Genomic DNA, 19414 nt, shown 5'->3' on the forward strand with positions numbered 1-19414 from the left:
AGAAAATTCCCGTTATTAAAAATACGAATGCTGTGATTCCAAAAAATAGATCATAATTCCAACCAATAAAAGTCATCTCCCGTGCAAGCATCTTAGCTTTAAATAAAGCAAAGAGCAGATATTCCACAGGTATGCGTAAGATATGGATTACCAAAAGTAAATACATATTTATTTTTGAATGCGCCAATAACTTATAACAAGAGAGGATTATTATTACTGTCCCTAATAAGGTTAAGGCGAAAGAAGCGGGAAATTGAACGAAGAATCCAGCAATCGCTGCAGAAGATATGATGAATGACCAGATAATATAAACTGTTACTGAAAGTTTGTACTGTACAGCCAACCAGAATAGAACAAGACAACTTATTGTAATAGCCAGAAACAGACTCTGCATAATTGAAAAATGTTAATGTTATAAAACTACAGTATAAATGGCCTGGAATACTTGTCTTAAGGCAAGTTTTAAACGATTGAAAAAGGAGAATAGACCAAGTGTAGGAAACCTGATTGTGGTAATTCTAAAAGCTCTATTCTCCTAGCTTTTTATATAGCGTATGTTGTGGGACAGTTCAAAAAAATAAGCTAAAAAATGCTGAACTTTGTAATGTCCAACTGACAAAGATTGAATACTTGGAATAAAAATCAAATTCTAGCACATATTACATATGAAAACGAAAGGAATTATTATTGGATTGTCACTAGCCTTGTGTCTTATAGCCTTTTTTATGAGAGATTGGTTTTTGACTTTTTTTACAACTGAAATTATTGGTGAGAACTTTTTATTTAACGATAGTCAGCCTCTGTCTCAACAGATTTTTCCAACCTTGATTTTCGTTTTCTCTTTTGGGATTATTCCTTTTTTATATCTGTTTGTCAAAAATTATTGTAAAATTTCTTCGACTAAAAATCAAGTGCTTTCTTTGTTAATAATAACTGGTTCAGGATTGATAATTTTCGGTATGAGAGTGATTTATCTGAAATATAGAATTGCTCAGATACGTGATCTGTTAAAAAGGGCAGAGTTTACCTCAGATGGCGATCTACCTGGTATTAATTATCAGGATATGCACCTTGAGTCATATATATTGGCTGGTGTACTTGTTGGCTGGTTACTTAGTCTGATTATTTTTAGAAAAGCTTCAAATCAGCGGGCTTTTTAGCAGACATAAGAGGGGATTTTGACTTATGGATTGATTTTATACTAAAAAATAAAAACTGATTTATATATTTGAAGCATTATAGTGCTATCATTCGCTTAAGCGTTTTTTGGTTTACTATTGTTTTAAATTTACCTTGAAAGTTATAAACCATACAGAAGAAGTTTCCATTTTATCCCGTTTGAAAGACGGGGATGAGCTTGCCCTGCAAGAGTTGATCCTGCTTTACAAAAAGCCGTTGGCGCTATCTATGCTCCGGCTATTGAAATCAAAGGAAGATGTCGAGGAATTGCTGCAGGAACTTTTTTTAAGGGTATGGAATAATCGGGAAAGGATTGACCTGAACTATAAAATTAAATCATTTCTCTATAAAATAGCTGAAAATCTTGTCTACGACCAACTGCGTAAGATCGCCCGTGAAAAGCGATTGGCTGTTAATTATTTTAGTTATATCGTGGAAGCCTATTCGCATATTGAAGAGCAGCTGTTCGATAAGGAGGTCCGCGATATCCTTTTCACAGCGATTGCGAACTTACCTGAACAAAGAAGAAAAGTATTTGAGCTTTGTCGTATGCAGGGCAAGAGCTATGAGGAAGCCAGCCAGTTGTTGTCAATTTCAGTTGCAACAGTCAACTCACATATAACAAATGCCAATGCCTCCATTAAAAAGTACTTCCAGCAACATCCAGATTTCGGTGCGCTAATTGTTTTTGCCGTCATCTTTGCAAATCTATAGGTTGTATACCTTTTAAAAATAAATCATATTTTTTTCAGATTGCTTCATTGGTTTGTCTTTTTCGTTCGTATTAGTGTATAAATGTGAGCGGATAAAACTTACAAACGATTAGATTATACTTTTTGAACAATATAGGCAAAAGTCAATTCGGTGAAGATATCGTCGAGCTGAATGAAGATCTGATGGTAAAATAAATTATTTTTTTTTTCGAATCACTTCATTGGTTTGCCTTTTTCGTTCGTATTAGTATTTAAATATTAAGCAGTAAAAATGCAGAAGTCTAGAATATCCATTTTATTTGAAGGCTATATAGCCAATAAACTGACCGGTGAAGAGGTCCTAGAACTACAGGAACTTCTGAATGGAGAAGAGGATCAACTCGATATCAGAGACCTTATCGGGGAGGAGCTTAAAAGAGATCCACTACTCTTGTCTGAAGAAGAATGGCTAGCTGGAATTGAGGTAAATATCATGAATAAGCTAACTGGCCGACGGGAAAATGTCAAGCCGAGAGTATGGCGTCTCTGGGTCCGTTCTGCGGTAGCGGCGATTCTGATTTTAGGTATAGGCATTTCTCTGCATTACTGGCTAGCAAAGGATAATACTCCTGATTCCAAGGTTGTTATTTCTGCTGGAGGAAATAAAGCGATCCTCCGTCTTGCCGATGGAAGTGAAATTTCGCTGAGCGAACTGCAGTCGGAAATAATTGTTGGTGATGCACTGACCTATGCAGATGGCTCGGTGGTAAAGGGTGGGACCGCTAGCCATTGGAAAGATCAAAAGATAGACGTGTACATTCCCAGGGGCGGAACCTATAAAATCATATTAGCCGATGGGACTAGAGTTTGGCTCAATGCCGATACGAGGTTGAAATATCAGTTTAATAAACAGAAACAGGTCCGCGAACTGGAACTCGACGGTGAGGCATACTTTGAGGTTGCCCATCAGAATATCGGCGAGGGCGAACAGCGAAAAGCGGTTCCCTTCTTGGTCAGAACTGCAGGGTATACAGTCAAAGTTCATGGCACCTCTTTCAATGTGACTGCTTATAGGGGGGAGCCGAGCCGGACTACCCTGGTGGAAGGAAGTGTAGAGGTCGATGTCCCTAATAAACAGGAGCAGCATTTTTTAAAACCTAATCAGCAAGCAATAGTCTCAAGTAACCGTGTAGCTATTATAGACGTTGAAAGCAGCAGCTATACAAGCTGGAAAGAGGGCACCTTTAATTTTTCGGGAGAAGATCTCGAGGGGATTTTGCGTCAGGCAGCGCGTTGGTATGACGTGGAGGTGCATTTTCAGCGCGATGAGCTGAAGCAATTGAAATTTGAAGGGATAGTCCCCCGTTATGAGGATCTGGAAGGATTGCTAAAAGCGCTTGAAAAAGCTGGTGATATCAAATTTGAAATAAAAGAGCGCGAGCTCCTTGTCAAGTAACAATGATAAAGGGGAACATATTGCAATTATTAATCGTTTAAAATCCGGGAAGCCAATGAGAAAGTAATACAAAAAACAAAACCTAAATATATGATCAGGGGCGTTGGCCGCGCCCCTGAAAGATAAAGGATAGTCTTTATCAAAACCGTCTACAACGAATGATTTTAATAGTTAAACTAACCAAAAACAAATGTATAAAATAAATAAGAAAGATCTACACTGGCGGTTACGCCTAACCAAGGAATCTATTATGAAAATATCATTGACGGCTCTTATTTGTAGCGTAGGCTGCATGCATATCAGTGCAAGCACCATGGCGCAGAATGTCAGTATGAAGCATACAAAGATCAGCCTTAAAGATGCCTTTAAGGAAATTAACAAACAGACGGGATATCATTACCTGTGGTCGGCCCAGAAGGTTAAGAGCAATACCACTGTCACTGTTGATATAAAAAATCAGCCACTGGAGAAAGCCATTCAGTCTGTGATCGGGGGACTGCAGTTAGGCTATGAACTCGATGGTAATCTGATTATTATCAAAGAACGTCATGCACCAGCTGTTAGGGAAATACAAGCTCCCATCATAGTGAAGGATGAGCTTGCCGGTCAGCAAACTATTGTTGTACGTGGCCGGGTCGTTGACTCGCTTAACAATGGACTTGCTGGAGTGACTGTCTCTGTGCTTCAGGCAAATGGGAAGATGCTTAAGCAAGCCAGTACTGGGGCAAACGGGGAAGTATTGGTCGAAAATGTTGCAGCTGATAGCTATCTTGAATTTTCACTCATGGGGTATCAGCAGAAGCGGATCAAGGCCGTTGAAAATATAGGTACTATTCGACTTAAGGTACAGACCACTGATCTGGAAGAACTGGTTGTTGTGGGGTATACCAAAAAGTCTGCGTCGGAGGTCACAGGTTCGGTACAGGCGATCAGTGGAAATGAACTGCGCAGCAGCGTTTCGAGTCCTAATGTTCTTTCTATGCTGAAGGGTAGGACTACCGGTCTGTATATTACCGAAGGGTCAGGTGAAGCTGGCGCAAAAGGTGAGGTGGTCGAGCGGGGCCAGTCTTCGCTTGCTACACCAACCAATAGCTATTTTGGACCACTAATCGTTGTTGACGGAGTTATCACCAACTATAAATCGTTGCAGGATGCAGTAAATCCATCAGATATTGAAAACGTTAGTATTTTAAAGGATGCTTCTTCGACAGCGATCTATGGCTCGAGAGCTGCACAGGGGGTCATTGTCGTAACGACCAAAAGAGGTGCTGCAGGACAAAGTTCCGCCGATGTCACAGTACAGTACGGTATCACGCAGCCAAGGCGTAATATCAGGTTTATGAACAGTACCGAATTGATCGGTTTTATGGATAAACAAATGCAGCGCTACTGGGAGCAGACACCGTCGGTACAGAAAGCATATCCAAATGTTGCCGACTTTATTGCCCAGGGAAGGACATATAGTGACGAGGACCGTGACCGTAATTTCAATTGGGAAGATGCCACATATAGTACCGGAAATTTCCGTAATACAGATGTCAGTATACATCATGGCACTGAAAAAACTAAATTTTATGCTGGTGTCAACTGGTATAAAGAAAATGGGATCCTGTATAAAAACTCATTTGACCGAAAAAGTATCCGAGTAAATATAGACCATAAAATTTCCTCGAAATTGCAAGCAAGCATCAACCTGAGTTCGATGGTTGATCTATTAAGCAGGAGAAACGGTGTGCCCGAGCTGTATATGGTTCAACCTTTTATGGATCCGTATGATGCTACTGGCAAGCTCCGGGATAGCTTACAAGTGAATGCTTCATTCAATTATGGTCCTGCCTATCCACAATGGACGCAAAATTTTCTATCGGAGGCAAAATACGACAATAACAGTCTCACAAAGGTGCAAAACCATTTAGGTATGGTACGTCTGCGTTATCAGATCTTACCCTATTTGAGCCTACAGAGTTCTAACTCCATTAATTATATTGGGAATAATTTCAATTCTTACCTCGATGTGCGTTCGTTTTCAGGTAAATATGGCGGTTATCCCTATTTGTTTTATCCCGGCATGACCCTGCCAAACGGAACACTAGATATCAATGATATCAAATATGTGGATTATCTGACATCAAATACACTTAATTTCAACAAGCAATTTGGCAAGCATAATATCTCTGCGCTGCTTGGACAGGAATGGGGAAAGAGGACGACGGAAACAATGACGGTCAACATGTACGATATATTGCCGGGGGAAAGAAATATGGGAGCAGGTAAATATTTTGGAGATGTTTTTACGGCAGCGTTTGGAGAACCCTATAGCCCACGTGGCAATTATCAGGAAAGAGCAACTTTTTCTGTATTTGGGCAGGCTGATTATAATTATGCTAGACGTTATCTGGCCTCCGCATCAGTTCGTACCGATGCAACGACCAATTTTGGAAGGGACAAACGTTATGGAACGTTTTATGCCTTCAGTGCCGGCTGGATGATGTCGTCCGAAGATTTTATGAAGGATGTGAAAGCTGTCAATAATTTGAAGCTCCGGGCGGCTTATGGCACATCAGGCCGGGATCTTGGGGATGGGTACCTGAATACCACTTTTTATGCGAATACCTATGACGGAAGTACTGGAATACGATATGAACAACCCAATAATGTCGGAACAAGGATCTCTCAATTGGCTAATCCGAATATTTCCTGGGAAACCCTACATAATACGAACCTGGGATTAGATGCATCATTTTTCCAGCGTATTGACCTCACTTTTGACTGGTACCATAAACGTTCCGATGGCCTTCTCCAGAATGTGGTTCTGTCTTCGGCGCAAGGGGCCATGAACCAGTATAGGAATGTGGGGCAGATTGTTAATAAAGGCGTGGAAATTATGCTGAATACGCATAATATCAAATCTCAGGATTTTAACTGGCATACAAGTTTCAATATTAGTTTTAATAAAAATGAGATTACCAAATTGTATCAGGACTCCTTGATCGAGAGTTCGGGTCAGGCATATTACAGAAAGATAGGTGAGGATATCAACGTTATCAAGGCGATCAGGTTTGCGGGTATCAATTCGGAGAATGGAAACATACAGCATTACAATTTTGATGCTAACGGAAACCAGATTATCGTCGATGGATTGGGAGAGACCAGTAAATTGGCTAATTATCAGGTAGTAGGTTCACTGACACCCAAATTTTTTGGTGGTTTTAACAATACCTTCCAATATAAAAACCTGACCTTAAATGCGAGTTGGTGGTTTCAGTATGGAAACTACGTGGCGATGTCTCTGATTAAAGACTTCCAGTCGCCCACGATGCCACGTGATGGATATAATAATGTCGCTTTCGGGGACAATCAGCACGTTTGGACGGGCCCCGGTGACACCAAGGCTAATTATCCCGACGTGTTTAGTATAGATCCGAATGCCTGGAGTTCTCTCACGACCAGATCCTCCAAATTATGGGGTGATGCAAGCCATGCCCGTTTGCGCAATGTTCGTTTAACTTACAGTCTGTCGCAGCAATTATTGCAGAAAATGAAGCTGGCCAAAGCAGATATCTACGTCAGCGGTGATAATTTATGGGTGATACGCAAAAAAGACTTCGTGGGGGCAGACCCAGAAGGTGCACGTGTAGGAACGACCCAATATTCGGGCGTAAGTACAGGCTTCGCTAATCCGAGACGTTTTTTAATTGGAGTGCAATTAACTTTTTAATAATAGACATGAGATCATTTAAATATATATTAAAGCGGATTATTATGGGGGCTGTACCATTCAGCCTTCTATTTACATCATGTAATAAACAACTGGACGAGCTGAGGCCACATAACGTCATCTTTGAAGACATGCAGTTTGCTAGTCCGACAGGATATTCCGAAGCAGTGACAGGTATTTATGCATTAGTATCCGGTGCTGCGGCTATCGATAAAGGAACCAATTATAACGATATGCTGATTTTTCTGTCGGAGGCCAAAGGGAATACAATCAAATCGCTGGATGGAACGATAAATAAACAGAGCGATGCTTTTGACTTTATTAATACTGGAACCAGGGATTTTTCCCATAGCTATAATTTCTGGCGCTCGGGCTATAATGTGATCCTGCATGCCAATGAAGTGATTGCACATGTGAAGGACGGCGAAACCAATGGAACGATCTTGCAGGCAAAAGCCGAAGCCTTATTTCTTCGGGCATTTACCTATTTTAATCTTGTGCGTTTATATGGCAGACCCTATTATCTGGACGCAGATAAGTCTCCGGGTGTCATGTTGGTTCTGGATACCAGGATGGGCCCTGACTATGCACCTGCCAGGGCGTCGGTGGCTGAGGTCTATCAGCAGGTGATAAGTGATTTGGAGACCGCAGCAGGCTTATTCAATCAGTCCAAATCAAATAGCTATGCAAGTAAATATAGCGCGTATGCCTTATTGTCACGTGTATATTTGTATATGGGGGGAACCAGCACAACCCCTGTAGCAGCCTATAACCAGAAAGCAGCAGATTATGCCGCCAAAGTTATCAATGAAGGGGGATATCAACTATTGCAGAATACTGCCTATCAGAACTATTATAAGACGGACAATCCTGGCAATAAGGAGGATATTTTTGCGGTAAACACGAAGTTACGCCAAGGAGGGATCAGCATTATTTTTGCCAATCCACTTCAGGGAACCCGTCCCGGTGGACTTTATAGACCTTCTCCCTATCTGAAATCGCTATTGGATGCAAATGACCTAAGAAACAGTTTTTATGTTGAGAACGTCACAGCAGGTTTTCCTGACGACACCAAGGCTGTTAGTAAATATATGCTCGGATTTACGACCCTATATTCAGTTTCTCCTTTTCGTTATTTACGATTGGCTGAAATGTATTTAAACCGGGCAGAGGCGCTGTATAAACTGAAGAAAGAGAGCGAGGCACTGGCCGATGTCAATACGATCAGAAAGCGCGCCGGACTTTCAGAGTTATCCGGACTTAGCGGTACGACTTTATTTAATGAAATCTTAAAACAACGGAAATTGGAACTTGCCTTTGAAGGGCATGCCAGTTTTGACGAATTCAGAAATGGCCTTCCAATGGTGCGCAACTATGATTCCGGTAAATCGGGTGCAATGACGGTGCAGCCCACAGACAAAAAAATATTAATGCCTATACCGGAAGAAGAGAGAGCCGAAAACCCAAATCTTGTTCCAAATTAATAGGTCAAGCAGATAAAAAATGATGATCGATGGGGGATAAACCTCACTTTACACAAATATGCCAGCAATGAAAAAAATGATAGCAGGCCTAGGCCTTTTGCTTTGTCTTTCTTTGGGATCCAGAGCACAAAAAACATATGTCCTTAAGGGTGAAATCAGCCAGCCAAGTTCTTCTTATCTCTACTTAAGCTATTGGGATAAAGCCGGTCAGCGTCAGGTTGATAGCTCGAAGATCGAGAACAATAAATTTGTCTTTAAGGGAAAGCTTCAGGAACCGATATTAGCGATTCTGTATTCGGATCCAAATATTGAACGTACGGCCAATCCGGATTTACTTAGATTCTATTTGGAGCCCGCTAGCATGACAGCAAAATTGATTACAGGAAAATTTGCCGATGCCGAAATTAAGGGATCCAAAACACAGGACGAATGGAGACTTCTAAACCAGAAAGAGAAAGTCGTGCGGAATGAAATGGTCGATCTAGATAGGGAGTATGCTGAAAAAAGCAAAAAACTTCGTGATGCGGATAGAGCCTTGAAGGAAATGGAAGCGAAGGTGGCAAAACTTACGGAGGAGCAATCAGATTTCAAACAGAATTTTGAACCTTTTAAAAAGAGGTTGAATCAGATCAATTTGGATTTTATAGTGAATAATCCCGACTCGTATGTCAGTTCCCACCTGATGCTGTATATGATGTCTCGAATAGATCTCAATGAAGTTGAACGGCTTTATGCTGGCCTGTCTGACAGGGTAAAGAAAAGTGCTGATGGTATGGAGGTCTCCAACCATATTCGAGAAGTAAAAAGCGGTTCACCGGGTAGTAAGGCCCATGAATTCAGGGCAACCGATATCGATGGGAAATCTTTGGCCCTGGCAGATTACAGAGGGAAATACGTCCTTCTTGATTTTTGGGCGAGCTGGTGTGTGCCATGCCGTAAAAGTAATCCGCATCTGATCAGCATCTACAATAAGTATAAAGATAAAGGCTTTGAAATTATTGGTGTTGCCGACGACGACAACAATGAAAAAGCCTGGCGGAAAGCTGTAGATCAGGATAAAATCATGATCTGGCGACATGTGCTCAATGGAATGAAAGTGAACGATGGACAGTATGACAGGTCTAGAGCAATAGCCAATAATTATGGTGTTAGTTCCTTGCCGACCAAAGTTTTGGTCGATCCCAATGGGATGATTGTAGGCAGATATTCTAGTGGCTCAGAAAAGGATGACGATCTGGATAATAAACTGGTCGAAATTTTCGGTCAGTAAACAAGGGGAACGTTAGTAATCAATTTTTAAAGACTTCGTATTAAAAAATTAAATTATGGTTGAACAGTTTAGAAAAATTCAGACAACTGCTGTACTGATTTTGATGACAATAGTTACTTCGTTTGCACAGAATTCGAAAATAATCGTGCTCATGGGCAAAGTAGATCCGAAATATGATGGGACCAAGGTGTTTCTCTATAATCGGTTAACAAATGAAAATGATTCTGCAACAGTTGTCGATGGACAATGGCGTATGGAGCGGCCGTTTACGGTTCCTACGCGGCATATGTTCTATTCTGAGGCTGAAATGAAAAAATATAATGGGTATTCGCCATTTGGTGTCCTGATCGATGGCCCGGGGACGATACAGATTGAAGGAGATCTTCAAAGTTTCTCGGCATCCCAGATTACGGGTTCTAGATCGCAGGAGCTCTTGAATACATATCTTACCCTGATGCAGGATAAAAAGCAGGATGAGAGTTCAATAGTCAAAGAATTGGTTTCAAAAAATGGAAATACTTTTGGAGCAGCATTCCTGTTGGATCGTTATGGTAAATCCATGCAGCCTGAGGAAGCGTTAAAGGTTTATGAGTTATTGACACCTGAAATCCAGCAAACAGTCTACGGGAAGTCTGCATTTGATCAGTTTCAAGGAGCTATCCGATCCAGGGTAGGCGCCACGGTAAAAGATTTTTCCTTGTTGAACGAAGAGGGAAAAAACGTCCAGTTTTCTTCCTTAAAGGGTAACTATGTATTGTTGGATTTTTGGGCATCCTGGTGTGTTCCCTGTATTGAGGAGTTTAAAAATTTTAAAGAGATTTACCCCCAATTTAAGGGGAAGAAAAACTTCGAAATAGTCAGTATTTCAGTTGACAGAGATGAAAAATCATGGAAAAACTCGCTGAAAAACCATCAGTTGCCGTGGGTACAGCTGATCGATGGCCAGGGAGATAAAGGTATTTCCATCAATCAGTTTGCAGTGAAGGCATTGCCGACCACATTTTTGATTGATCCAAATGGAAAAATCATCGCTCGGGATCTCAGGGGGAAGGATCTGGAATTGTATCTGACTAGATTATTTGGGAATCAATAAATCAGGAAATGCCAGCAGGAACATGAACATTCCTCATTAGGTTTTTACCTCTATAATAATCGGGTATGTTTAACAGCCAGTTTGGTTATCGAGGAACGGTCTATCATTTCAATTGACAGGCCGTTCTTATTTATTAAATATAAGCTTTCCAATTTTGCAGCCCATATAGATAAATACATCAAATTCAGACGATAGCAGTTGTTATGAGCTGCATGAAAGCGTTGAACAGCCTGCCGTATCATCGTAGTTGGACGGACGCTTTATAGAAAACTCTGGAAATAGCTCTTGGTATGGATTTTCTAAAGCCTGAGTGAGTTTGGTCAGCAGCTCCGTTTTACCATTGCTGATTTCTTCAATACACTCGTAAAGGAGGAAGTTTCTCAATATAAATTTTGGATTTGTTGTTTTCATTATAGCTAGGGATTCTTCCTTTGAAATAGTATTTGAATGAATCCGTGATTGGTACAGTTCGATGAAATCTTGAAGTCTACCGAGCTTTTCTTCATCCAAAACAGTGTAGGATACCGGGCTGAAATGTTCCTTTAGATCTGTATCTGGCATTATTTTTTCCAATTGATTGAAAAATAAAGTATAATCCAATTCAAGGTCCTGCATGAAGCCTTGCCAGTTAGATAAAAACTCTTCATCTCCTTTTTTCATTCCGTCAAATCCGAATTTTTTGCAAAGCATTTTGTCATGAGTCTCCCAGAAATAAATGCCGAAATTCTTTAACGTATTTTCCAGAAATTTTTCATCTTTTATGATCGGCAGAAGTGCATTTGCAAGTTTCCATAGATTCCATTGTGAAATCTGTGCCTGCTTTCCAAAAGCATATCTCCGTCCCGGAAGATCCGTTGTATTGGGGGTGAAATTTAGCTGATATGCATCCATCATGGAATAGGGGCCATAGTCAATCGTTAGACCTAAGATGGACATGTTGTCTGTGTTCATGACGCCATGAACGAAACCTACTCTGAACCATTCTACCATTAGGTCTGCGGTTCGGGTACATACATTTTCAAAAAAATCTTTATATTTCTGATGATTGGGCGAAACAATTTCAGGGAAGTAATTTTCTATGGTGAAATCAAGCAGGTCCTGCAATAAGGTATATTCCTGCTGGGCATACAGCAGTTCAAAATGGCCGAATCGAAGAAAGCTCTCGGCTGCTCTTATCACTACAGCTCCTTTTTCGTATTGTGGATTACCATTATACATGATGTCTCGAATAACATCTTCTCCCGTAAAGGCGAGGCTTAGCGCTCTGGTGGTGGGTATGCCAAAGTGATACATGGCTTCACTCATCAGGTATTCGCGTACAGAAGACCTTAATACGGCTCTTCCGTCTGCACGTCTTGAATAGGGCGTCGCACCGGCACCTTTCCATTGAATTTCTGTTTTCTTACCTTCGGCATTGGTAATTTCTCCCGCCAGAATAGCTCTTCCATCCCCCAGCTGTCCTGCCCAGTTGCCAAATTGATGTCCTGCGTAAGCTGTAGCATAAGTTTGAACATGGTCAGGAAGGTCAGATCCTACCAGAAAATTAAGATCCTTTTTTTCAAATTTTCCCAGCCCTATCTCCTCAGAAAGAGCCTCATTAAAAGCAATTAATTGAGGCTGTTCAAACCCGGCAGGTTTAATCGTGGCAAATAAAACTTTTGGTGTACTTCGTTGCGTAGGATTATTGGAAAAGTCTCCGGGAAATTTTTTTAGAAAAGGCTGTCTGATGTCTTCGATATTCATATGGCAAAGATATTAATTAAAAAAGATAAGACCGCTCCAATTATTGAATGGACCTATCTATGCAATAAGTATATGCCAAGTGGCTTATTTGCATGAAATTATGTTTCTCTGATTTTCAAAAGTAGGCCTGAAAGTATCGCTGCTGCAGCACAAATTGAAGGAGCATTCCAGTCAACCCGATTGATCGATGCATAACTAGTTAAGCTAAACGTTAAGAAAATACAAACAATTGTTACTGTAATCAAAATCGCTTTTACCCATTTTAGGTTAACTTGATAGCTTAACAATATATCAAATGTCAGTAAATCAATCAACAATGTAGGAATAGAATAAACGATGGACACGATCAATATAACTGGAAAGAACCAAATCCCATTGAAGATATCATTTAAGTTTTCAGATTCTGTGAATATTTCATAAATCGGTAAGAAGATGGCAAATAGTACTAAAGTACATCCCCAATGCTTGAAAACATATGACCTTTTCATACCCAATATTAATAATTTTATTTTTTGTTGTTGTATAATAAGGATTGCTATTGTATTATTATTGCTTTCGAATCTTTTTTTCATCTTCGCAGAAGGAAGTTTATACCATCTGAAAAATGCCGAAAAAACTGCAGACGCTTGCGAATGATAATTGATCCGCAGCGAATTATTATTGGTTCAATTTCCCATAGGTTTTGCTGCTAAATTTGGGTATAAAATAACAATGTTAAATCAGTCGAAAATCAAACTAATGAAAAAAATTAAAAAGTTCGTTTTACCGGTTATCATTCTGTGCGTAATAGCACTGGTTATTGTGGTGGTAACCAACAGCAACGTAACGTCCAATACAGAAAAAGTTATTTTCACCGAACTTAAAGATGTGCCCAAAGCTAAGGTAGCCATCATTTTTGGTGCTGGCATAAATGGCGATCAGCCAAGTAGGTATTTAAAGGATCGGTTGGATGCCGGGATTTCGCTGTATAAAAACCACAAAGTGGATAAAATATTGCTATCGGGAGATAATGGAAGAGATGAATACGATGAGCTTACGGTGATGAAGTTATATTGTCAGAAAAATGGTATCGATACCGCAAAAATTTACATCGACTATGCGGGGTTTGATAGTTACTCGACCATGTACCGTGCAAAATATATATTTAATGTAGACACGGCAATCCTGGTATCTCAGAAATATCACCTAAATAGATGCGTCTACTTAGGCGATAAATTGGGGGTCAAATCATTCGGTTATAGTGCAGATAGGGGAGTTTACCGAGGATACAAATACTATGCATTTAGAGAAAAGCTATCCGTCACAAAAGCCGTTTTGGATGTGATTAGAAATAGACAACCAAAGTATTTAGGTAAACAGGTTGATATAACCGGAAAATCAAATTATACAAAAGAGTAACTTGAGATGCCTCTTTACCTTGTGTTTCACGAGTTTTTTATCAGTAATTCTATCGCTAAAAAGATAAACAGCTAAAGTAAAATTAGTGAACGATTAGCTAGTAGAAGGATTTATCCCCAAAAAGTTTGTTAATAGTTGCTGCCATTTTAGCTAGCCAAAAACTCTTTGATCAATCCAGCTGTTTCAATTGGTTTTTCAGCAAGAATAAAATGACCACAGTTTTCAATTTTTTTAAGTATTAGGTTGCTCGAAATTGTTGGTAAAGAATGCTGAAGTAAGTCGTAGCCACTTGCGCCAATTGCCAGAACAGGCATTTCTAATTTATTGTAGCCTTCATAGTCTTTGATGTCTTGTGGAAAGGCCTGATACCAGGCATTAGAACAGCGGATAGCATTTTTATTGTCATAACTCTCCCTATAAACAGACCGGTCAAATTGGTTTATGCTATCTTTGTTTACCAAAAGGTTATCGAATAACCAAGAAATAACGATTGACATGCGTCCTTCGAGCAATTTTTCGGGCAACTCTTTCACCTGATTAAACGCGAGCCACCATGGATATAGATAACTGGCACCCAAGATAGGTAACATCGGAAGCTGATACATACTGGGATCTGGATGCGGTGTATCCAACATAATCAGTTTACTAGTTGTTTGAGGGTAATTGCAGGCAAAACTGAATGCAACATGTGCACCTATATCGTGACCTGCAATAAACACTTTTTCAAAGCCCAAATATTTGACTAGTTCATAGATATCCTTGGCGATGTTCTTTTTCTCATAGCCATTTTCTGGTTTATCCGAACTGCCCATTCCTCTAATTTCAACAACAATTACTTGGTAATTTTCTGCTAATATTGGCATGACATGATGATATGCCCACCATGTTTCCGGATAACCGGGAATAAGGATGAAAGGTTCCCCTGTACCGCCGCTAACATAATGGATTGATAGATCATTTATTGTCGTATAATTGTTTGTGAATCCGGGTACTAGTTTTATAAGTTCTTTGTCTGAATATGCTGTCTTCATGATAAAAAGATAATTGACACCTACTATTTAATTTCTATTGACAAATTTAACCTGTATTTTTACTACCCACAAGTATGAAGTATACTGTATACTTGTGTTATTTATTTTAAACTATTGATTATCAGATGAAATTAATTAGTCAGCTAGCGCGGGAAGCTAACATTCCTATTGGAACTATACGTTTTTATGAAAAAAGCGGATTAATTTCTGGAATGACAAAGAAGGATGTAACATCCAATAATTATGTTTACTATGACGATGAGGTAACTGAAAAACTTAGGTTTATAAAAATGGCGAAGGCTGTTGGTTTTACCTTAGCTGAAATTAAGCAGGTTATTGATGCCTGGTATCAGAAAGAGCTAACTAAGGCAAGTAAAATGGAAGTGCTCAATCTTAAATTGGAACAGATAGACACTAAGATTAGGGAACTTAAGGCAATGAAAAAACAAATAAAATTATGTAAAAGCAATATTGAAAATGGTCTGAGTCGCTAATTTGAAAACAATATACAACAGGTAAATGAAAATTTTTCTAAAAATATTTTTAATTCTATGCGGGATTGGATTTGTTATTTTTGTGGGTTTTACCGTTATGATTATGGCTGCTTTTGGAGGTTTTAATAAAGATTATTCCGTAACGGAGCTTAAAGAGCATTATGAGGAGAAAAAAAACGAGATTTATGACGTCAAGAATTATTTAAACAAGATAGTTCCCCCTGGTAAATCAGTGCATATAGAATTCGACAACAACAATACTGTGGGTATCTTTCACGTAGGTGTGGACAGTAGTTTTGAAAGTAATTGGGACGTAAAAATTAATTCAGAAAAGGCCGGTACATTACTACAAAAGCTTGGTTGGACAACAGAAACTTTAAAAATTCTTAAAGAGAAATTGGATAAAGCAAACTGTATCGGCATCTCGAGTGGAGAACCTTGTCAAATAAATTTTCAACGTAGTGGAATGGGAAGGTATTCTTTCAATGTTTTTGATAAACCAATTCCCGATAGTTTAAAAACAGCTTACAATGACGGTTGTACCTACATTATGGTTAATGACAGACTTGTGCTGGAGTATGGTGGTGGGGCGATAGGAAGTCAATGTTTTTATAATTTAGAATAATCAGACTGTATCATCATGTTTTATCCCTACTTATTGGACGAAAGAAGGAAAGGATATAAATAAAGTGCAAAAAAATAAAGGAAGTGTGGAAGAAATCTATACATTGAGAACTCAAAAATTATAGATGTTATTTAAATAAAGCAACCTGTGTTGGTGGAGCTGCGATAAAGAGCAGGTGAAGCTTTATCAATACCCCTATGTTACTTTCAATTTGATAAGTACCATAGGGATATGCTGAAGGAACTTTTATTTTATCTTCACTAGTTCAACACGTCGGTTTTTGGCTTTATTGTCTTCCGAATCATTGGCGACCAAAGGGCGCTCGGCGCCATATCCTTTTGCTGATAAACGCGCTTTGTCAATTTTCTGTGCAACCAGGGCCGCCATTACTGCCTGTGCACGTTCGGTGGATAATTTTTTATTGTGCGTAGCATCCCCGGTATTGTCGGTGTGTCCTTCAATCGCGATTTTAAGTGAGGGGTCATTTTTTAGCGCTTCGGCAATCTGAATAACCAATTCCGTTCCTGCTGCTGTAATGCTGGATTTATCTGTGTCAAAAGTGATATAAACGATTGATTTGCCTGTTTCAGAGAGATCTTTTGTGATATCATCTGCAGTTATTTTTTTTATCGTTTGTTTGAAATCGTTCTCCTGAAGTATATTGAGCTTGGCACCGGCGTTATTGCTCGTATATTGAATAAAGACATTTCCCTGATCTTTCGTGCGGATCACATAGACCCGGATTTTTTCATCGGCATATCCGATGTCGCCTTCATCACCTTTATGCGGATCCTGTTTGTTATAACGCTCATATTCTTCACTTGTGATGTTACCATCAAAAACTTTTACGGCACCGATAGAGGCTAAATAATCCTCCATACTTTTTTCAAAATAGCGCTGTGAAAACTGCGTGCCTTGTTCATTGGTAATATTTGCTTTATAAAGCCTGCCTTCAAAAGGTTTCATGAGACCATTTATTGCAAAATAGCAGACATCAAAGTCTTTGTTTATGGGCTGGTTCATGACTTTATAACCTTTGGGAGGAGTAAAAAAGGGAAATACACCAATATCATTATCAGAATAGGGTATACTGGCAAGATCTAGATTGGCCGTCGTATCAATTTTTGCAGGTTCTTCTGCGACTTCTTTTTCCTGCGGAGCAGGAGGCGGGGTATTATCTTTTACCTGTTGGTTGCAAGATGCAACCATCCATGCTGATGCGAATAATAATATCGTTCTTTTCATATTTTCTTTTTCTTGTTAAGACAAATTTTATGCCTAAAACTTTACTTTATGTATTAATTAGATCAAAACCCAGCGACGGCTAACAAAAACTCCGGGTTAGCATCTAGTAAGTGCTGTCTTCCTTAACAGTTATTGATGGGGACGATTTTTTATAAAAAAGATAAAACGAAAACGGACTATCCATTGTTATATGGATACTTTTCATAAATTAGGTTAATAACAGTTAAGTTAAACCTTGAGTTTTCCACTCAAGTTTTTTTTCTTCAAATGATATATTTTTAATACCTGTGCATAGTGTTACGATTGATCAGAAATAATTATATAGATGCGGATAAAAACAGAATAGACCATTGAGTAATCAATGGTCTATTCTGTTTTTATCCGCTAGTATCCTGGATTTTGTTTCAGATTTGGTTCGACCTGAAAACTGCTTTCATGAAAAGGCCAGAGGTATTGATGTTTCAGGAATTTTCTGTCTTCAATTTTAAGTACCTCAGATTTTCCGTCTGCACCTTGCCGCATATGACCCAATGCAGGTTGATTAAGCACTACTTCGGCAGTCTTCCACCGAAGGATATCACTATAGCGCAGCCCCTCACCGGCAAATTCGATCCTTCTCTCATTACGAATTAAGTCGATCCATTCTTGTTGAGATTTCACTGTTAGATTAACATCCGCCATACTCATATCAAGTCCGGCACGTTGCCGAATCTGGTTGATACAGCTTTTCGCCAAATCATCTACATTATTCAGCATGATTTTGGCTTCAGCATAGGTCAGCAATACCTCAGCATAACGTGCTAAAGGAAAGTGCATATTGCCGCCTGTCCGAAATGCATCAGCTTCATCTACAAACTTCTTAAACCAATAACCCGATCGGCTGCTTCGTAAGTTCTGATAATAGAAAAGACTCTTTGAATCATAAATATCTATTTTCTCCTTGTTGAATAGATCGCCTTGTCCAAAAATACTGGCTGCGTAACGCGGATCCCGATTTAATTTTGGGTTGAGCTCATATTCCTGCTTACTATGCAAAGGACATTGATCAATAGGTCGCCCTTGAAGTGTCCAATAACTATCGACCAAAGACTTTAATGGAACGACATAGGATTGTCCATTTCCGGTTTTGTATTGTGGTGCAAGGTGCTGAAAGGAATTTGTAGCTGAATTATTGTGACTTTCCATGTCAAACTTGATGATAAACTCCTTGTTAGTCTTATCCGCTTGATAATTGAATAAGCTCGCATATTGCGGATGGAGCTGATACTTGCCACTATCCATTATTTCCTTTGCAAGAGTTGCGGCGAGATCATAACGTCCATTATAAAGAGCGTAACGCATGACCAAAGTTTTGAAAGAGTATTTGTTGAACATATAGGCATTTGTGGTGCCCTCGTTTTCTGGAAGCCTGTTGGCTACATCTTGGCTCATTTCAAATAGTTTATCCAATATTTCAGCTTTCGGCGTTACCGGAGGAATTGCCTCTTCCAGTGTGACAGGAACGAGTACAAACGGTACATCGCCCCATACCTCAGTAATTCTGAAATAATGCCAGATACGGAGCGCTTCTAAGATCGCTTTGTATTTTTGCCGTATCGATTCATTCTCCACATAGGGAATGTCAATATTTGCTAGATAAGTATTTATCCGTCCGACATGTTTATTATATAATGTCCAATAATACTCGGCCAAACGTGCATTGCTGGTCATATTACCATTGGCAATAATCATATGATGGTCTGTCTCTATTCTAGCATATGCATTATCTGTACGGCCATCTAACATGTAAAAGAGCAAGCGGCGTTCGCCTGGCCCCATAAACACATCCAAATAACTGCTGTAGACTACCCGCCGTAAATCTTCCTCTGTGTTGAAGAATTCGTCAAAAGATGTAGCAGTAGGATCTCGTTTGTCAAGAAATTTTTCGCAGCTGCTCAATGTTGCTAACGCAATTATCAGGGTTAAAATTTTCTTTTTCATCATCAT

15 protein-coding genes are annotated in these 19414 nt (G+C 39.5%); 10 read left to right on the forward strand and 5 right to left on the reverse strand.

From position 1 onward, the window contains the following. Positions 1 to 665 precede the first annotated feature (665 nt). From AB1Z56_RS04040 to AB1Z56_RS04070, 7 genes are all read left to right on the forward strand, one after another. Positions 666 to 1160 carry a hypothetical protein gene (locus AB1Z56_RS04040; RefSeq protein WP_309361190.1) on the forward strand — a complete coding sequence of 165 codons (495 nt, stop codon included), beginning with the start codon at positions 666 to 668 and terminating at the stop codon, positions 1158 to 1160. 133 nt (positions 1161 to 1293) lie between these two features. Next, on the forward strand, positions 1294 to 1893 hold the full coding sequence (locus AB1Z56_RS04045; protein ID WP_426791153.1) for an RNA polymerase sigma factor: 600 nt from the start codon (positions 1294 to 1296) through the stop codon (positions 1891 to 1893). A gap of 270 nt (positions 1894 to 2163) precedes the next feature. Continuing rightward, the gene (locus AB1Z56_RS04050) at positions 2164 to 3327 is read left to right on the forward strand and encodes a FecR family protein (protein ID WP_426791154.1); all 1164 of its coding nucleotides are present in this window, start codon (positions 2164 to 2166) and stop codon (positions 3325 to 3327) included. Positions 3328 to 3517: 190 nt separating this feature from the next. Beyond that, positions 3518 to 7045, forward strand: a complete 3528-nt coding sequence (locus AB1Z56_RS04055) for a SusC/RagA family TonB-linked outer membrane protein (protein ID WP_426791155.1) — start codon at positions 3518 to 3520, stop codon at positions 7043 to 7045. Positions 7046 to 7053: 8 nt separating this feature from the next. Next, complete coding sequence (locus tag AB1Z56_RS04060) at positions 7054 to 8529, forward strand: RagB/SusD family nutrient uptake outer membrane protein (protein WP_426791156.1); 1476 nt, start codon at positions 7054 to 7056, stop codon at positions 8527 to 8529. Positions 8530 to 8596: 67 nt separating this feature from the next. Continuing rightward, positions 8597 to 9799, forward strand: coding sequence for a redoxin domain-containing protein (locus AB1Z56_RS04065; protein ID WP_426791157.1), 1203 nt, complete (start codon positions 8597 to 8599; stop codon positions 9797 to 9799). Positions 9800 to 9854: 55 nt separating this feature from the next. Beyond that, positions 9855 to 10892 carry a redoxin domain-containing protein gene (locus tag AB1Z56_RS04070; RefSeq protein WP_426791158.1) on the forward strand — a complete coding sequence of 346 codons (1038 nt, stop codon included), beginning with the start codon at positions 9855 to 9857 and terminating at the stop codon, positions 10890 to 10892. Between the two features lie 201 nt (positions 10893 to 11093). On the opposite strand, the gene AB1Z56_RS04075 is transcribed toward AB1Z56_RS04070, so the two are convergent. Together AB1Z56_RS04075 and AB1Z56_RS04080 are read right to left on the reverse strand one after the other, a co-directional pair. Then, a complete protein-coding gene (locus AB1Z56_RS04075; protein WP_426791159.1) occupies positions 11094 to 12635 on the reverse strand; it encodes a protein adenylyltransferase SelO in 1542 nt (513 codons plus the stop codon). A 98-nt stretch (positions 12636 to 12733) separates the two neighbouring features. Further along, positions 12734 to 13123, reverse strand: a complete 390-nt coding sequence (locus AB1Z56_RS04080) for a hypothetical protein (RefSeq protein ID WP_426791160.1) — start codon at positions 13121 to 13123, stop codon at positions 12734 to 12736. A 250-nt stretch (positions 13124 to 13373) separates the two neighbouring features. On the opposite strand from AB1Z56_RS04080, the gene AB1Z56_RS04085 reads away from it, so the two are divergent. Next, a complete protein-coding gene (locus AB1Z56_RS04085; RefSeq protein WP_309361172.1) occupies positions 13374 to 14033 on the forward strand; it encodes a SanA/YdcF family protein in 660 nt (219 codons plus the stop codon). Positions 14034 to 14179: 146 nt separating this feature from the next. Here AB1Z56_RS04085 and AB1Z56_RS04090 read toward each other — a convergent pair whose 3' ends face one another. Beyond that, positions 14180 to 15064, reverse strand: a complete 885-nt coding sequence (locus AB1Z56_RS04090) for an alpha/beta fold hydrolase (protein ID WP_309361170.1) — start codon at positions 15062 to 15064, stop codon at positions 14180 to 14182. 125 nt (positions 15065 to 15189) lie between these two features. On the opposite strand from AB1Z56_RS04090, the gene AB1Z56_RS04095 reads away from it, so the two are divergent. Beyond that, complete coding sequence (locus AB1Z56_RS04095) at positions 15190 to 15558, forward strand: MerR family DNA-binding protein (protein ID WP_309361168.1); 369 nt, start codon at positions 15190 to 15192, stop codon at positions 15556 to 15558. Positions 15559 to 15583: 25 nt separating this feature from the next. After that, entirely contained in the window at positions 15584 to 16183 is a 600-nt protein-coding gene (locus tag AB1Z56_RS04100; RefSeq protein WP_426791161.1) for a hypothetical protein, read from the forward strand. A gap of 246 nt (positions 16184 to 16429) precedes the next feature. On the opposite strand, the gene AB1Z56_RS04105 is transcribed toward AB1Z56_RS04100, so the two are convergent. Beyond that, positions 16430 to 17428 carry an OmpA family protein gene (locus AB1Z56_RS04105; protein ID WP_426791162.1) on the reverse strand — a complete coding sequence of 333 codons (999 nt, stop codon included), beginning with the start codon at positions 17426 to 17428 and terminating at the stop codon, positions 16430 to 16432. A gap of 384 nt (positions 17429 to 17812) precedes the next feature. Then, positions 17813 to 19414 (reverse strand): RagB/SusD family nutrient uptake outer membrane protein, encoded by a 1602-nt coding sequence (locus AB1Z56_RS04110; protein ID WP_309361162.1) that lies wholly within the window; start codon positions 19412 to 19414, stop codon positions 17813 to 17815.

Origin of the sequence: Sphingobacterium sp. WOUb80, assembly GCF_050058145.1 — a bacterium.
Lineage (GTDB): Bacteria > Bacteroidota > Bacteroidia > Sphingobacteriales > Sphingobacteriaceae > Sphingobacterium.

Coding starts and splice junctions, on each gene's coding strand:
- AB1Z56_RS04095 (WP_309361168.1), top strand. CDS start 15,190: ATGAAATTAATTAGTCAGCTAGCGCGGGAAGCTAACATTCCTATTGGA.
- AB1Z56_RS04055 (WP_426791155.1), top strand. CDS start 3,518: ATGTATAAAATAAATAAGAAAGATCTACACTGGCGGTTACGCCTAACC.
- AB1Z56_RS04065 (WP_426791157.1), top strand. CDS start 8,597: ATGAAAAAAATGATAGCAGGCCTAGGCCTTTTGCTTTGTCTTTCTTTG.
- AB1Z56_RS04085 (WP_309361172.1), top strand. CDS start 13,374: ATGAAAAAAATTAAAAAGTTCGTTTTACCGGTTATCATTCTGTGCGTA.
- AB1Z56_RS04040 (WP_309361190.1), top strand. CDS start 666: ATGAAAACGAAAGGAATTATTATTGGATTGTCACTAGCCTTGTGTCTT.
- AB1Z56_RS04070 (WP_426791158.1), top strand. CDS start 9,855: ATGGTTGAACAGTTTAGAAAAATTCAGACAACTGCTGTACTGATTTTG.
- AB1Z56_RS04100 (WP_426791161.1), top strand. CDS start 15,584: ATGAAAATTTTTCTAAAAATATTTTTAATTCTATGCGGGATTGGATTT.
- AB1Z56_RS04060 (WP_426791156.1), top strand. CDS start 7,054: ATGAGATCATTTAAATATATATTAAAGCGGATTATTATGGGGGCTGTA.
- AB1Z56_RS04090 (WP_309361170.1), bottom strand. CDS start 15,064: ATGAAGACAGCATATTCAGACAAAGAACTTATAAAACTAGTACCCGGA.
- AB1Z56_RS04080 (WP_426791160.1), bottom strand. CDS start 13,123: ATGAAAAGGTCATATGTTTTCAAGCATTGGGGATGTACTTTAGTACTA.
- AB1Z56_RS04105 (WP_426791162.1), bottom strand. CDS start 17,428: ATGAAAAGAACGATATTATTATTCGCATCAGCATGGATGGTTGCATCT.
- AB1Z56_RS04050 (WP_426791154.1), top strand. CDS start 2,164: ATGCAGAAGTCTAGAATATCCATTTTATTTGAAGGCTATATAGCCAAT.
- AB1Z56_RS04110 (WP_309361162.1), bottom strand. CDS start 19,414: ATGATGATGAAAAAGAAAATTTTAACCCTGATAATTGCGTTAGCAACA.
- AB1Z56_RS04075 (WP_426791159.1), bottom strand. CDS start 12,635: ATGAATATCGAAGACATCAGACAGCCTTTTCTAAAAAAATTTCCCGGA.